This window comes from Nocardia citri (genome assembly GCF_054065835.1).
Genome location: NZ_JBSUQM010000021.1, coordinates 1 through 14,233, shown reverse-complemented (window position 1 = coordinate 14,233; position 14,233 = coordinate 1). Strand labels below are relative to the sequence as shown.

Sequence of the window (14,233 nt, the reverse complement as noted above, 5' to 3'; positions counted from 1 at the left end):
ATCGCTAGCGGCGACGCAACAGCACGGGCGCACCATCCCGGGGGAACGGAATCGTCGTGAATCCCCACGGCATTCGGTAATCCCCGGGGAGTTCCCACTCGTAGTCCCGCACCAGCGCGGCAATGATCGTCTTCACCTCGAATGTCCCGAAGTGCATCCCGATGCACTTGTGCGCTCCCGCCCCGAAAGGCATCCAGGCGAGTCGATGCGATTTGTCCTCGCGCCGCGCTGCACCGAAGCGTTCCGGATCGAACACTTCCGGCCGGGTCCACAACTCCGGCAGGAAGTGATTGACCGTATACGCGCAATCGATCGGTGTGCCCGCCGGAATGTAATGTCCGAGAATTTCGGTGTCGCGCACCGCCCGTCGCGGCAGCCCAGGCACCGGCGGCATCAAACGCAAACTCTCCCTGAGCACCAGATCCAGTTCGCGCATCCTGTCCAGATCGGCGATTGTCGGTGCGCCGCCGCCGATTTCGGCATCGACGGCACGCACCTCGGCGCGCACCCGCCGCTGCCATTCGGGATGTTTGCCGAGGTAGTAGGCCACGGCGGTGGCGGTGGTCGTCGTGGTGTCGTGCGCGGCCATGATCAGGAAGATCATGTGGTTGACCACATCCGCGTCGCTGAATTCGGCGCCGTCCTCGGTGCGCGCATGGCACAGTCCGGAGAAGAAGTCCGCCGATTCGGTTCGCCGCTTGCTCGGCAGCATCTCGGTGAAGTACTGCTCGAGCACCTTGCGCCCGCGCAGCCCGGCACGCCAATGGCCGCCGGGAACCGGATGTCGAATGATCGATAGTCCGGCATGGGTGCAGTCGATGAACGCCGCGATGAGTTTGCGGCGCGGTACCCCGACATCGACGGCCATGAAGGTCTCGCCCGCGATCTCCAGGGTCAGTTCCTTGATCGTCGGGTACAGCCGGACGGTGCCACCGGACCGCGGCACCCACCGATCGATGGCTGCCCGCGCCACCGGCGTCAATGTCGCCAGATGCGCTTCCAGCCGCTCCCTGGTAAAGGCCTGCTGCATGATCCGGCGATGAAACATGTGTTCGTCGAATTCGAGAAGCAGCAGTCCGCGCCGGAAAAACGGGCCGATGAAGTAGTCCCAGCCCTGGCCGAAATCGCGACGCCGCTTACCGAGCACCTCGTCGATCGCATCCGGACCGCAGACCAGTACCCGATCCAATCCCAGCGACGAATTCAGTGATACCGGACCGTAGCGAAGATAACGCTGCATCATTTCCGCCGGACCCCAGCGCAGATAGTGCAATCCCCGGCCGAAATACGGGAGTCCGGCATCGCCGTGTACCGCGGTCGCGGTACTGCCGCGTGGCGGTGAGGCCAGCACATGCGGACGCTCGGGCACCCGGCGCAGCAGTCGATCAATGAGGTGGTCGTCCGGGATGTCGATGAGCGACAAATTCTCGGATTCGGGCCGCACGCTGGGCTTTCCAGACTCGCCGCGGATGTGTACGACACGGTCTTCAGCGACCATGACAAACCTCCCTGAACGACGGGATCTATCGTATTCTCTTTTTCACATTCATTCGCTCGAAAGAATCGGCATATCAGCAACCGGGATCTCACCGTGACGGCCAGTGCGGCGCCGACTACCGTAAGTCGGGTCAAGGATACGTTCGAGGGGCCGCACCCCAGGTTTGAGGAGCACCGACGATGAGCACTCAGTCTGTCGAGGAGAACCATCGCCACCGGGTGGTGGTGATCGGCTCCGGATTCGGCGGCTTGTTCGGTACCAAGCACCTCGAGCACGCCGATGTCGACGTCACCCTGATCTCCAAGACGTCGACCCACCTGTTCCAGCCGCTGCTCTACCAGGTCGCCACCGGCATCCTGTCGGTCGGCGAGATCGCCCCGGCGACCCGGTTGGTGCTACGCAAGCAGAAGAACGCTCGAGTGCTGCTCGGCGATGTCATCGATATCGACCTCGAGCACAATACGGTCACCTCGCAGCTGCTCAACCAGAACACCGTCACCCCCTTCGACAGCCTGATCGTGGCGACCGGCGCGCAGCAGTCCTACTTCGGTAACGACCAGTTCGCCACCTACGCGCCCGGCATGAAAACCATCGACGACGCGCTGGAGCTACGCGCGCGCATCCTGGGCGCATTCGAAGGGGCCGAACTGGCGGTAACCCAGGACGTACGGGATCGGCTGCTCACCTTCGTGGTGATCGGCGCCGGACCCACCGGTGTCGAATTGGCCGGTCAGATCGCCGAACTGGCCGATCGCACCCTGGAGGGCACCTTCCATAGCATCGATCCGCGCGATGCCAGGGTCATCCTGGTCGAGGGCGCGGGTGCGGTGCTGGGTCCGATGGGGCCGAAGCTGGGCGGTAAGGCCAAGCGGCGGCTGGAGAAGATGGGCGTGGAGATCCAGCTCAACGCCATGGTCACCGATGTCGACGCGCACGGTGTCACCGTGAAGGACGCTGACGGCACGGTGCGCCGCATCGAATCCTCCTGCAAAGTGTGGTCGGCGGGTGTGCAGGGCAGCCCGCTGGGCAAGATGCTCGCCGAACGCTCCGACGGCACCGAGACCGACCGCGCCGGCCGCGTGATCGTAGAACCCGATCTGACCATCAAGGGCCATCCGAATGTCTTCGTGGTCGGCGACTTGATGTCGGTACCGAATGTGCCTGGTCAGGCGCAGGGCGCGATCCAAGGCGCGACTTATGCGGCCAAGCAGATCAAGGCCGGCCTGACGGGGCTGGCGCCGCAGGACCGCAAGCCGTTCAGGTACTTCAACAAGGGGAGTATGGCGACGGTATCGCGGTTCAGCGCCGTCTGCCAGGTCGGCAAGCTGGAATTCGGCGGATTCATCGCATGGCTGGCCTGGCTCGGACTGCACCTCTACTACCTGGTCGGCTACCGCAGCCGGATCGTCACCGTCATCCAGTGGTTCGTGACCTTCCTCGGCCGCAGCCGCGGACAGATGGCCGCCACCGAGCAGTGGGTCTTCGCCCGGCTCGCGGTGGAGGCGGTGCAGGCCGATCAGCAGGAGGCCGACGAACTCGCGGCCGCGCTGGGCGCGCCACCCGCGGAAAACGGGCGGGCCGGGCTCACCGAGAAAGCGGCCGACCGCAAGGTGGGCTGACCCTGCCCGATGCGCTCGTGCGACATTCCTCGATTCGATCGGCAGCAAGCGCAGCGCTCGGACCGGATCACCGGACAGAGCAGCCGGTCATCGGCGACTGATGCCGCGCCGAAGCGGGGTGGGAATCTGACGACGTTGTCGGGTCCTCCTTTCTTTCCCCTGCCCCGGCGCATCGCTACACCGCGTCGGTCGACGCAAACGCCCCGCCGTGTTGGACGACACATATAGCTAACTGTTAGCTATCGAATGCTGCCGAGCACGGGTCCGGTACGAGTGGACACTGTCCCGCCAAGGGCGAGCGGGAGACGGACCGCGACCAGACCATCCATTTCCGCGGGTCGATCGTCCGGATAGACGAGTTCGCTGCGCAATGCCCTTGGTGCAGTGAGATTGTCATCGGTGGCACTACCCGCACCGAGCTCGAGTCGATGCCGCAGCAGCGGCAGGTCACCGATATCGGCAATCAGATCACCGCGCCAACCGCCCTCGTCCTCGCCGGTGCGCCCGATCTGTACGCGTTCGCGCAACCGTAGCCGAGCGTCGAGGGTCAACCGCACCTCGCTGACCGCGTGGTGGTGGGCGCCACCCGCCACAATCGTCGGCTCCGGATCAAAATCCAGTTCGCCCGCGACGTCGAAACGCCAGTGCGCCAACGACAATGGCGTCCGTGTGCCCGGCAGCGCGATGCTGGCCGCGACCGAGCGCACCACCAGCCGCGCACCCGCGCCGACCACGATCTCGATATCGAGTTCATCGCCGCCGAGCGGAGTTGCCGCGGTGCCGATCAGATGAACGGTGTCCGGCCCGGTGCGCCGGACCGCCAGCCCGCCGCTCGCACGGATCTCGGGCAGTGCGCCGACGGCAGCGACGATGCGAACCTCAGTGCGCAACAGCGGATTCGGTGGCCGATTTGTCCTGGTCGGCAATCGCCCGCAGCTGCTCACGCACCCAGGCGAGCACCGCGGTGGCGGCCGGATCCTCGGTCAGCGAGATCATCGCCGTGCGGCGGCCCTCGCGCACCTTCACCGCATCGTGTTCCATAACGTCGAGGTCGGCACCGACCAGCGGGGCCAGATCCGTCTTATTGATAACCAGCAGATCCGAGAACCTCACGCCGGGACCACCCTTGCGCGGCACCTTGTCGCCGCCCGCCACATCGATGACGAAGATCTGTACGTCGATGAGGCCGGAGGAGAACGTCGCGGTGAGGTTGTCGCCGCCGGATTCGACCAGGATCAGATCCAGGGGCGGATTGGCCGCGATCAGATCGTCGATGGCGTCGAGGTTCGCGGTGATGTCGTCGCGGATGGCGGTATGCGGGCAGCCACCAGTCTGCACGGCGGTGATCCGCTCATCCGGCAGCACCGCGTGCCTGCGCAGGAAGTCGGCGTCCTCGGTGGTGTAGATGTCATTGGTCAGCACCGCGAGCGAGAGTTCGTCGCGCAACTGTCGGCACAGTGCGGCCACCAGGGCGGTCTTGCCCGAACCGACCGGTCCGCCGATACCGATGCGCAGCGCCTCGCCGGGTGTGCGTTCGCGCTTGGGCCGGTCGTGGGAGTGATCGTGCGGCTCGCCGTCGTTCAGGTGGGGTGGCATATCGTGCTCCTTTCCGATTCCATCCTCGCGGATTGCGCTCCTAGGACGCGAACAGCGGCATATCTCGGACCAGGTGGCGCTGTGCGAGTACGTCCTGTAGCGGATCCGAGAGTGCGGCGAGTTCGGCCGCGGCCGCGGCGGCGGTCCGGTCGCACAGTTCGCCGAGCCGGATCGTGCAGGCAGCTACCGCGGCCGGATCCAGCGCCAGTAGCCGCTGTGCCGCCATCGCCGCGCCGGTCATGGTCGTATACACGACAACGGCGGCGACCTGCTCCGGAGTCGCACCGCAGACCTCGCCGACAACACCGAAGGCCGTCGACAGATGCGGCCGCACACCCAGAACTGTCCAATCCTCCCCCGGCCAAACCTGTTTCGCCAACCGCACCAAGCCACGCCCCTGCGCCCGTGACGCCGCTCGCGCACCGGGTGCCGCTGTCCGTGCATCGGCCTCGGTCTCGGCCCGCTCCGCAGTCAGTTTCCCCGCACAAACCGCCGCTGCCAAGGAGGCCGCCACCAATCCGGACGTGCGTATCCGCCGCCGCAAATACAGCTCGACCGTCGCGACATCCCACACCACCCCCGACGCCACCGCCTCCTCCACGCCGCCGGAATGCACATGTCCGCCGATCGGCAGCCGCGAGTCCGCCAACGCGAACAGTGTCGCCAACCCGTTGGTTCGCGGATCCGATCCGTGCATCCGTCGATCCTATGTGTGGCCCGGTCGGCCTTCCGCACCCCGACCGGGCCACACATGATCCTCGAACCGGGGCGGCCTCGGGATGTCTGTCTCCAGTGCTGGCGAGATGTAAGCATCGGTGCGATGAGTTTCGGAGGTCCGCGCGGTCTATCTTCCTGAGGCCGTATCCGGTCTCGCGGTTATGAGGAGGGCCGATGTCGGATAACGAAGCAACGGGACAGCGTCGACTGGCGGAGCATCCGACCGTCAAGCGGATGGCCGAGACAGCACGCACGACCCCGAATCCAGTGCTGACTTCGGCGCGGCTGCGCGAGCTCTGCCTAGCAGCCGGAGCCGACGATGTCGGCTTCGTTCCGGTCGACGATCCGAGGGTGGCGGTCGAACTCGAGCATGCGCGCGAAATCCTGCCCTCCGCACGCACATTCGTGGCCTTCTGTGTCCGGATGAACCGCGACAACCTGCGCAGCACCATGCGCAGTCTCGCCAATACCGAATTCAACCACGCCGACGACGAGACCAATGAGGTATCACGCCGCATCACCAGGGCCCTGCAGGATGCCGGGCACCGCGCCGTCTACCCGGCGCCCGGATATCCGATGGAGGTGGACAAGTTCCCGGGACGGATCTGGGTGATCGCACACAAGGTGGTGGCCGAGGCGGCCGGGTTGGGCGTTATGGGTATCCACCGCAATGTCATTCACCCGAAGTTCGGCAATTTCATCCTGCTCGGCACGGTCGTCACCGATGCGGTAATCGACGAGCCGAGCGCCGCACTGGATTTCAATCCGTGTCTGGAATGCAAGCTGTGCGTATCGGCCTGTCCGGTCGGCGCGATCACCAATGCCGGTGACTTCGATTTCCAGGCCTGCTATACCCACAACTACCGAGAGTTCATGGGCGGCTTCACCGATTGGGCCGAAACCGTCGCCGACAGCGATAGCGCCGAGGACTACCGCGAGCGGGTCACCACCGGCGAATCGTTCTCGATGTGGCAGAGCCTGTCGTTCAAACCCAACTACAAGGCCGGGTACTGCATGGCCGTCTGCCCCGCCGGCGAGGATGTGATCGGCGCCTACCTCGACGATCGCAGAACCCACCTCGACGATGTGGTCCGTCCGCTGCAGAACAAGGCCGAACCCGTCTACGTCCTACCCGGATCGGCCGCCGAGGAGCATGTCACGCGCCGATTCCCGAACAAGACGCCGAAGCCGGTGACCAATGGTTTCCCCGACGAGGTCAACATCCTGCTCGATCAGATCGGTCCACGTCCGCGCCGGACACCAGGCGCATGACGATCACCGACGGAATGTACGTTCCATGAAACGCTGCGCCTGCCCGCGCTTCAGATCGGTCCAGGCCCGAACACTCGGCGACCACCACGGCGCGATCTCGCGCGGCTTGGCGACCACGGCGTGACAGACGAGATCGGAGGCCTCATCGACGGTCAGCCCGGGAATGCGGCTGAAATCGGTCGGTGCGCTCATCCTGGTGTGCACGAGCGGCATATAGATGGAGGTCGTTGTCACCTTGTCGGCGGCGATTTCCGCTGCGGTACTGCGCAACCAGACATCGAAGGCGGATTTGGAAGCACCGTAGGCCGCCCACCGCGGGGCCGGCGGCATCAGCACGCCCCAGGTGGAGATATTGACGATATGGCCCTGTTTGCGTTCGCGCATACTCGGCAGCAAGGTAAGTAGCAGCCGAACCGGCCCGAGATAGTTCACATCGATGGTGCGCGTGAAATCGTGGAAGCGGTCATAGGATTCGTCGATCGAGCGGCGAATCGACTTGCCCGCGTTATTGATCAGCACATCGACATGGCCGTGCTCCGCCAGTAGGTCGCGCCCGAGTTTTTCGACGGCGTCCATATCGGTCATATCCGTCGGGTACACGTGTGCGGTGCCGCCCTCGGCGGTGATCTCGGCCGCCACCTCCTTCAGCGCATCAACGGAGCGCGCCACCAGCAGCACGGTCGCACCGGCCGCCGCCAGTTTGCGCGCGCTCGCCTTGCCGATGCCATGTGAGGTGCCGGTCACCAACACGATCCGGCCCTCGACCGCGCGACGCAGGGATTTCTCGCGCGGCCGTACGGTCGGGTACAGCAGCCGGGACGCCACTCGTTCGGCGAGCGGGCGGCCCTTGCTCGAAGCGGAAGTGTCGCTCACCCTCTCGACTGTATGCGCCGAGCTGCCCTATTCGCGATCATTTGCCCAGGTGCGCAGCAGCTCGGGCATATCCTGTCTAAGCAGATAGGCCGCGATCCGCAACCAGTCCTCGCCACGGCGCACCAGGAAGTCGCTATACACGTCGAGGGAACGGTCGCCGAGCGACAGCACCCATCGGGCGGAGGTCAGCCACCAGTGGCCACCGAGTTGAAGGTTGATCGAGGTGATGTCATGCGGAATCGTGACATCACGTTATATCGCGAGTCGGATCCGGACCCGGGTAGGCGCACCGGTCAGCGCCGGGGTGCGAATGTTGCGACTGCCGCCATCACCATCAACAGCACAGCACCGACCGAGGTCGCCACATGCATTCCGGAGACAAAGGATTCGCGCGCGGAATCGACCAGCGCGGAATTGCCGCCCGCATCGTGGATGGTTTCGCCGAGCGTGTCCGCGTAGTCGCCACCGGACCGGAAGACCAGTGCGGCAACCGAACCCAGCAGTGCCAGACCGAGGGCATTGCCCAATTCGAAACTGGTCTCGGAGATGCCGACCGCGGATCCGGCACGCTCCGGTGGCACCGATGACACCGCCACATCCGAAACCAGGGTGAAGGCCAACCCGTAACCGATGCCCGCGATCGTGGATCCGGCCAGGTACCAAGCGATTGCGCTGTCCACGCCGACACCGATCAGCAGCACATTGCCGATAGCCGAGGCCAGCAGCGCCAGCACGAAGGTGAGACGCACCCCGAGCCGGTGCCCGACCCGCGCACCACTCATTGAGCATGTGAATACCGCGACCGCCATCGGAACCCCGAGCAGTGCGGCCGCCAGCGGGTCACGTCCGGTCACCGATTGCAGGTAGATGCTGGTCAGATAGCTCAATGCCGCGAGCGTCATCATCCCGACCAAGCTGGAGCCGATGGCGACCGAGAACTGCGCGCGCCCGAACAGTCGCAGGTCCAGCAGCGGTTCGGCCAGCTGTCGCTGCCGTCGCACGAATATCGCGAGCAGCATCACACCGATGACTCCGATGACGAGGGGTTCGATATCGAATCCTTCGGCAGCGATCTGTTTCACCGCGTACACCACCGGCAGAATGCCGCCGATCGACAGCAGCACACTCGCAACATCCAGCGGTCCGACCACACCGACGCGATGCTCCGGGAGTACGAACGGACCGTAGGCGAGCAGGATGAGCAGCACCGGAATGTTGATCAGGAATACCGACCCCCACCAGAAGCGGTGCAACAGCAAGCCGCCGATAATTGGACCGACCGCAGATCCGCCCGCGAAGAACGCGGTCCACACACCGATCGCGGCGCCACGTTCGCGGGCATTCGGGAACAGGCTCGAGATCAGCGCCAGACTCGACGGCAGCAGGGTTGCGCCGCCCATACCCATCAGCGCCCGCGCGATGATCAGCACCGCGGCACTCGGAGCGAAGGCCGCCATGACCGAGGCGATACCGAATACAGACGCACCGGCGAGCAGAATATTGCGCCGACCGATCCGGTCGCCGAGATTGCCCATGGTGATCAACAGGCCCGCGATGAGGAAGCCGTAGATATCGAGAATCCACAGCTGCTGGGCGGCCGACGGGTCGAGATCGAGGGTGAGCGTCGGCATGGCCAGGAACAACACCGAGATGTCCATCGACACCAACAGCACCGGCAGCAGCAGTACCGCCAGACCGAGCCAAGCGCGCGGTGATCCGGTCGACGTCGGCTGCGCGACCTCCACCTCGGTCATGTCGGTCCTCTCTGTCTCGCGTACACCGTACGCACCTGCCGACCATCCCGGGGCGCGAAGTCGCCGGGACGGTGGACCGAATCGGATCAGATGTCGACGTCGAGCTCGGCAAGCGGGTCGGCGCGCATCTCGGTCCGGTCCCCGATGGCTACGCCGAGTCGGCCGTGACGGAAACCGCTCGACTACACGAGATGCCGCTCAACTCCGACACCGAAAGATCAACCGCCGCAGCCTCGCTCGCCCTACCGTGCGTCCGTGCCGCACGCGAGATGCCCGATATCAGCGACGCTCAGTCGACGAATTCACCATTGACCACGGCATAGGCGAAGCCATCCCAGCCCTTGCTGCCGACGGTCTGCAGGACAGTGGCATCGAGGCTGGGTTCGGCGGCGAGCAATTCGACCAGATCACGACTGGCCTGGACCGCGGGATCATCCGAATGCTCGTCGGCGACAGCGCCATGGCGCACGACATTGTCGACAATGATCACCGAGCCCGGCCGGGTCAGTCGCAGCGCCCAGAGCACGTAGTTCGAATTGTTGACCTTGTCGGCGTCGATGAACACCAGATCGAACGGCTCCGGATCCTCTTGCGCCAGTACGGGCAGACTGTCCAGCGCCGCACCGACGCGGATCTCGACCCGATCCCCGACCTCGGCCCGATCCAGATTCTCCCGCGCCACCCGTGCGTGCCGCGGCTCGAATTCCAGGGTGATGACCTGACCGTCCTTCCCCACCGCCCGTGCCAACCAGATCGTGCTGTAACCGCCGAGCGTGCCGATCTCGAGCACCCTCCGGGCCCCGATCGACCGCGCTATCAAATGCAGGAACTTTCCCTGCGCCGGCGATACATCGATGGCGGGCAGTCCGGCCGCCGCATTGGCCGCCAATGCCGTCGCGGTCGAATCCTCGCCTCCCACCAGAGAGTCCACGATGTAGCTGTCCACGTCGGCCCACTCGAACGTCGTCATGCCATGAAGTCTGCCACTGGATGCGGCAATACCGCCCGAACGGGCGCCGACAATCGGATGGCACCGCGCACGGGACCGACTCAACGATGTCGAGCCGCTACCCGGCAATCAGCCCTTCCCGTCGCAGCAATCAGAACAGGAAATAACGCTGGGCCATGGGCAACTCGGTGGCGGGCTGCTCGGTCCAGACCTCACCGTCGATGCGCACGGTGAAAGTATCCGGATCGACTTCGATCCGTGGCATGGCGTCGTTGTTCGGCATATCCGCCTTGGTAACGCGGCGAACGTTCGCGACGGGGGCCAGTTTTCGGCGCACACCCAAGCGGTCGGCGAGGCCGTCCTCGAGGGCCTGTTCGGAGACGAAGTGCAACGAGGTCGCGGCGGCCGCGAGTGGGGCGGCACCGAACATGGGGCGCGGCAGCACCGGCTGCGGGGTGGGAATGGAGGCGTTGGCATCACCCATCGCGGCCCAGGCGATCGCGCCGCCTTTGAGAACGGCATGCGGGCGGACGCCGAAGAACGCGGGATCCCACACCACGAGGTCGGCGAGCTTGCCGACCTGCACCGAACCGATTTCGTGGTCGAGTCCGTGCGCAATGGCCGGGCAGATCGTGTACTTCGCGATATAGCGCCGCACGCGGGCGTTATCGGCGGCGCCGTCACCGGGCAGCGCGCCGCGGCGGCGCTTCATGACGTGCGCGGTCTGCCAGGTGCGCATGACGACCTCGCCGATACGGCCCATGGCCTGGGAGTCGCTGCCGATCATGGAGATCGCGCCGAGATCGTGCAGCAGATCCTCGGCGGCGATGGTGGAGGGTCGAATTCGACTCTCCGCGAAGGCGAGATCCTCCGGAATGGACGCACTGAGATGGTGGCACACCATCAGCATGTCCAGGTGCTCGTCCAGGGTGTTGACCGTATGCGGACGGGTCGGGTTGGTCGAACTGGGCAGGACATTGAGATGTCCGGCGACGGTGATGATGTCGGGTGCGTGCCCGCCGCCCGCGCCCTCGGTGTGATACGCGTGGATGCCGCGGCCCGCGATGGCGCCAAGTGTGTCCTCGACGAATCCGGCTTCGTTCAAGGTGTCCGAGTGCAGCGCCACCTGCACGCCCGCCGCATCGGCGACAGTGAGGCACGCATCGATCGCGGCGGGTGTGGAACCCCAGTCCTCGTGCAGCTTGAAACCCGCTGCGCCACCACGCAATTGCTCCCACATGGCTTCGGTGCCGACGGTATTGCCTTTGCCGAGCAACACGATATTCATCGGCCAGGCGTCGGTAGCCTCCAACATCCGGGCCAGATGCCAGGATCCGGGCGTCACGGTGGTCGCCTTGCTGCCTTCGGCCGGACCGGTGCCGCCGCCGATCAAGGTGGTGATGCCGCCGCCGAGCGCCTCGTCCATCAGCTGCGGGCAGATGAAGTGCACATGACAGTCGATGGCACCCGCCGTGAGGATGCGGCCGTTGCCCGCGATGATCTCGGTATTCGGACCGACCACCAGATCCGGGTGTACCCCGTTCATGGTGTCCGGATTGCCCGCCTTGCCGATCCCGCAGATGCGGCCGTCGCGAATTCCGACGTCGGCCTTGATGATTCCCCAGTAATCGATGATGACCACGCCGGTGATCACGGTGTCGGGGGTGCCATCGGCACGGGTCGCGCGGGCCTGACCCATGGATTCGCGCAGCACCTTACCGCCGCCGAAGACGGCCTCATCGCCCGCGAACCCCGGTCCGCCGCTGCGGTCCTCGGTGATCTCGATCAGCAGATCGGTATCAGCCAGACGAATTCGGTCGCCGGTAGTCGGACCGAACAGCTCGGCGTAGCGCACACGACTGAGTTCGGTCACGACCCACCATCCAAATGTCCGGGCGGATTCAGGCTGATGCCGTGCACCTCGCGCGTGCCGCCGAGCGGAACCAGCGAAACCCGCTGGCCGAGACCGGGTTCGAAGCGCACCGCGGTACCCGCGGGAATATCGAGCCGACGCCCGTGCGCGGCTCCCCGATCGAAACGCAGCGCGGCATTGGCCTGCGGAAAATGCACATGGCTGCCGACCTGGACCGGCCGGTCGCCGGTATTCACGACATCGAGCTCGATGCGGTCCGCGCCGGCGTTCAACTCGATCATGCCCTCGGCGCAGAGGTATTCCCCCGGAATCATTCCTCGGCCTAGCCGATCGGATGGTGGACGGTGACCAGCTTGGTGCCATCCGGGAAGGTGGCCTCGACCTGCACATCATGGATCATCTCCGGCACCCCCTCCATCACATCGGCGCGCGTGAGAACCGTCCGCCCCGAAGACATCAGCTCCGCGACGGTGCGCCCGTCGCGCGCGCCCTCGAGCACATGATCGGTGATCAGCGCGACGGCCTCCGGATGGTTCAGCTCGAGCCCGCGCGCCCGCCTGCGCCGGGCCAGTTCGGCCGCGTAGCTCAGCAGCAGCCGTTCCTGCTCGTGCGGCGACAGTCGCATGCGGGCTCCTCGGCGTTCACGGTTCGGGGTGACAGTAATTCTGGCACGCCCGTTGCGGGAGTGCCGATCAATCCCGGGCAGGCAGGTTCTGCAGCCGCAGCTGACCGCGTGCCACGGTGCGGCCCTCGTCATCGGTGAGTACGACCTGCCACAGCTGCTGCAGACGGCCGCGGTGCAGCGGCGTCGCCTCGCCGAAGACCTTGCCCTCGCGCACCGAGCGCAGGAAGTCGGTGTTGTTGTTCACCCCGACCACGGTGCCGTTATTGCCCTGGGCGTTGTACCAGACCCCGCCACCGACGCTGGCCAGCGTCTCGACGATCGTGCAGTACACGCCGCCATTGACAATGCCCGCCAGCTGCAGCAACTGTGGACCGGCGGTCAGCTGACCGCGCACCCGATCCGGCGTGACCTCGGTGAATTCGAGTCCGATCAGGTCGGTGAAGGTGTTCTTGCCGAGCTCGGTCATCTGCTCGGGCGTCACGTCGGCCAGCGACTGGCTCCGGGCAACTCCCTGTTGTGTCATGCCTTCACCTTGACACAGGGCATCCGTACTCTCGTACGACGGCTACTTCCCGGTGTCGCGCCCGCCGAGACAGAGCGGTGGGCTCCACACGCACATGGAGCCCACCGCGGCAGTGGATCGGGGGTTCACGGCAGCCCTCCGGAACGCTCGGCCGATCCCAACGCCGAACCAAGTATAGGTCAGGCTTACCTAAGTAGACAACTCCTGGTCCTGCCACCGGTCTCACGGTACCGAATTCGATGGCGACCAAACACTTTCTGCCGGAGACGATTCCACGCGCGACCGCCGAATGGCATTTCCGCGGCGCGCCGCCGGTACATCGGCTCGATCCGCCCCTCGCACAACCCGTTGGCCAGCCGCCGCCAGCGCCGTTTGTCCCTACTCGGACGTCGCGGCCACCGCGTATACCCGCGGATGTTCGGGTTGCAATGAGCGCAACCAGGCATATGCGCTACCGAATGCCACCTAGGAATGGCGAGGCATTCAGGTCGTGACCGGCTCCGACCTCGAACTCTCTCGGGTCGGCTCCGCGACGGGCCGAATCATAAAGATAGGTTAGGCTTACCAGACCTAGCAGCCAACACCGGATATCGAGTCAGGAGTAGTTCGTCGCCGTGACGGCATCAAGCACCATCGCGCCGAGGGCGCGACGAACGAATACGGCACAGCGTCGTCGGCTCGGACTCTTCGCGTTGACCGCGCTGCTCTTGGTCGCCACCGTGGCCGGCATCACCATCGGCACGCGATCGCTGTCCCCCGGCACCGTCTACGACGCAATGCACCACGCCCTCACCTGCCCGGGCGGACCGTTCACGTGTCCCGCGGGCTCGATCGCGGAGGAGATCGTGCGCGGACTTCGCCTGCCGCGCACCGCACTTGCGTTGATCACCGGGCTCGCTCTGGGAGTCGCGGGTGCGCTGATCCAGGGCTATAC

Annotated in this window: 15 protein-coding genes; 4 read left to right on the top strand and 11 right to left on the bottom strand. The window is 65.4% G+C overall.

Translation table 11 applies throughout. From position 1 onward, the window contains the following. Positions 1–4 precede the first annotated feature (4 nt). Positions 5–1,498, bottom strand: coding sequence for a cytochrome P450 (locus tag ACW2Q0_RS23615; RefSeq protein WP_457193082.1), 1,494 nt, complete (start codon positions 1,496–1,498; stop codon positions 5–7). 179 nt (positions 1,499–1,677) lie between these two features. Here ACW2Q0_RS23615 and ACW2Q0_RS23610 point away from each other — a divergent pair, with 179 nt between their 5' ends. After that, a complete protein-coding gene (locus tag ACW2Q0_RS23610) occupies positions 1,678–3,117 on the top strand; it encodes an NAD(P)/FAD-dependent oxidoreductase (protein ID WP_457193081.1) in 1,440 nt (479 codons plus the stop codon). 239 nt (positions 3,118–3,356) lie between these two features. Here the strand turns inward: ACW2Q0_RS23610 and ACW2Q0_RS23605 are convergent, their stop codons facing one another. The 3 genes from ACW2Q0_RS23605 to ACW2Q0_RS23595 are packed head-to-tail and all read right to left on the bottom strand — an operon-like array spanning position 3,357 to position 5,410. Next, on the bottom strand, positions 3,357–4,007 hold the full coding sequence (locus ACW2Q0_RS23605) for an urease accessory protein UreD (protein ID WP_457193080.1): 651 nt from the start codon (positions 4,005–4,007) through the stop codon (positions 3,357–3,359). Continuing rightward, on the bottom strand, positions 3,997–4,713 hold the full coding sequence (gene ureG, locus ACW2Q0_RS23600) for an urease accessory protein UreG (protein ID WP_457193079.1): 717 nt from the start codon (positions 4,711–4,713) through the stop codon (positions 3,997–3,999). The genes ACW2Q0_RS23605 and ureG overlap by 11 nt, the downstream gene beginning before the upstream one ends. 40 nt (positions 4,714–4,753) lie before the next feature. Next, entirely contained in the window at positions 4,754–5,410 is a 657-nt protein-coding gene (locus ACW2Q0_RS23595) for an urease accessory protein UreF (RefSeq protein ID WP_457193078.1), read from the bottom strand. Positions 5,411–5,604: 194 nt separating this feature from the next. Here ACW2Q0_RS23595 and ACW2Q0_RS23590 point away from each other — a divergent pair, with 194 nt between their 5' ends. Then, positions 5,605–6,702 carry an epoxyqueuosine reductase gene (locus ACW2Q0_RS23590; RefSeq protein ID WP_457193077.1) on the top strand — a complete coding sequence of 366 codons (1,098 nt, stop codon included), beginning with the start codon at positions 5,605–5,607 and terminating at the stop codon, positions 6,700–6,702. Positions 6,703–6,705: 3 nt separating this feature from the next. Here ACW2Q0_RS23590 and ACW2Q0_RS23585 read toward each other — a convergent pair whose 3' ends face one another. Both ACW2Q0_RS23585 and ACW2Q0_RS23580 read right to left on the bottom strand, forming a co-directional pair. Beyond that, positions 6,706–7,575 carry an SDR family NAD(P)-dependent oxidoreductase gene (locus tag ACW2Q0_RS23585; protein WP_457193076.1) on the bottom strand — a complete coding sequence of 290 codons (870 nt, stop codon included), beginning with the start codon at positions 7,573–7,575 and terminating at the stop codon, positions 6,706–6,708. Positions 7,576–7,868: 293 nt separating this feature from the next. Then, positions 7,869–9,329, bottom strand: a complete 1,461-nt coding sequence (locus ACW2Q0_RS23580) for an MFS transporter (protein WP_457193075.1) — start codon at positions 9,327–9,329, stop codon at positions 7,869–7,871. Between ACW2Q0_RS23580 and ACW2Q0_RS23575 the strand changes: the two genes are divergently transcribed. Then, a complete protein-coding gene (locus ACW2Q0_RS23575; RefSeq protein WP_457193074.1) occupies positions 9,287–9,652 on the top strand; it encodes an alcohol dehydrogenase catalytic domain-containing protein in 366 nt (121 codons plus the stop codon). The genes ACW2Q0_RS23580 and ACW2Q0_RS23575 overlap by 43 nt on opposite strands. On the opposite strand, the gene ACW2Q0_RS23570 is transcribed toward ACW2Q0_RS23575, so the two are convergent. From ACW2Q0_RS23570 to ACW2Q0_RS23550, 5 genes are all read right to left on the bottom strand, one after another. Next, positions 9,619–10,299, bottom strand: coding sequence for an O-methyltransferase (locus tag ACW2Q0_RS23570; RefSeq protein WP_457193073.1), 681 nt, complete (start codon positions 10,297–10,299; stop codon positions 9,619–9,621). The two genes, ACW2Q0_RS23575 and ACW2Q0_RS23570, sit on opposite strands and share 34 nt — an antisense overlap. Before the next feature lie 130 nt (positions 10,300–10,429). Further along, positions 10,430–12,151 carry an urease subunit alpha gene (locus ACW2Q0_RS23565; protein WP_457193072.1) on the bottom strand — a complete coding sequence of 574 codons (1,722 nt, stop codon included), beginning with the start codon at positions 12,149–12,151 and terminating at the stop codon, positions 10,430–10,432. Then, entirely contained in the window at positions 12,148–12,465 is a 318-nt protein-coding gene (locus tag ACW2Q0_RS23560; RefSeq protein ID WP_457193071.1) for an urease subunit beta, read from the bottom strand. Before ACW2Q0_RS23560 ends, ACW2Q0_RS23565 begins: the two co-directional genes overlap by 4 nt. A gap of 8 nt (positions 12,466–12,473) precedes the next feature. Beyond that, positions 12,474–12,776 (bottom strand): urease subunit gamma, encoded by a 303-nt coding sequence (locus tag ACW2Q0_RS23555; RefSeq protein WP_457193070.1) that lies wholly within the window; start codon positions 12,774–12,776, stop codon positions 12,474–12,476. 67 nt (positions 12,777–12,843) lie between these two features. Further along, a complete protein-coding gene (locus tag ACW2Q0_RS23550; RefSeq protein WP_457193147.1) occupies positions 12,844–13,242 on the bottom strand; it encodes a PaaI family thioesterase in 399 nt (132 codons plus the stop codon). Positions 13,243–13,913: 671 nt separating this feature from the next. Here ACW2Q0_RS23550 and ACW2Q0_RS23545 point away from each other — a divergent pair. Beyond that, positions 13,914–14,233, top strand: a 320-nt coding sequence (locus tag ACW2Q0_RS23545) for an iron chelate uptake ABC transporter family permease subunit (RefSeq protein WP_457193069.1), incomplete at its 3' end; no start/stop codon positions are given.

Bases quoted from the DNA above. Each gene is read 5' to 3' on its own strand.
- ACW2Q0_RS23550 (WP_457193147.1), bottom strand. From the start codon at position 13,242: ATGACCGAGCTCGGCAAGAACACCTTCACCGACCTGATCGGACTCGAA.
- ACW2Q0_RS23595 (WP_457193078.1), bottom strand. From the start codon at position 5,410: ATGCACGGATCGGATCCGCGAACCAACGGGTTGGCGACACTGTTCGCG.
- ACW2Q0_RS23610 (WP_457193081.1), top strand. From the start codon at position 1,678: ATGAGCACTCAGTCTGTCGAGGAGAACCATCGCCACCGGGTGGTGGTG.
- ACW2Q0_RS23570 (WP_457193073.1), bottom strand. From the start codon at position 10,299: ATGACGACGTTCGAGTGGGCCGACGTGGACAGCTACATCGTGGACTCT.
- ACW2Q0_RS23560 (WP_457193071.1), bottom strand. From the start codon at position 12,465: ATGATTCCGGGGGAATACCTCTGCGCCGAGGGCATGATCGAGTTGAAC.
- ACW2Q0_RS23590 (WP_457193077.1), top strand. From the start codon at position 5,605: ATGTCGGATAACGAAGCAACGGGACAGCGTCGACTGGCGGAGCATCCG.
- ACW2Q0_RS23615 (WP_457193082.1), bottom strand. From the start codon at position 1,498: ATGGTCGCTGAAGACCGTGTCGTACACATCCGCGGCGAGTCTGGAAAG.
- ureG (WP_457193079.1), bottom strand. From the start codon at position 4,713: ATGCCACCCCACCTGAACGACGGCGAGCCGCACGATCACTCCCACGAC.
- ACW2Q0_RS23580 (WP_457193075.1), bottom strand. From the start codon at position 9,329: ATGACCGAGGTGGAGGTCGCGCAGCCGACGTCGACCGGATCACCGCGC.
- ACW2Q0_RS23555 (WP_457193070.1), bottom strand. From the start codon at position 12,776: ATGCGACTGTCGCCGCACGAGCAGGAACGGCTGCTGCTGAGCTACGCG.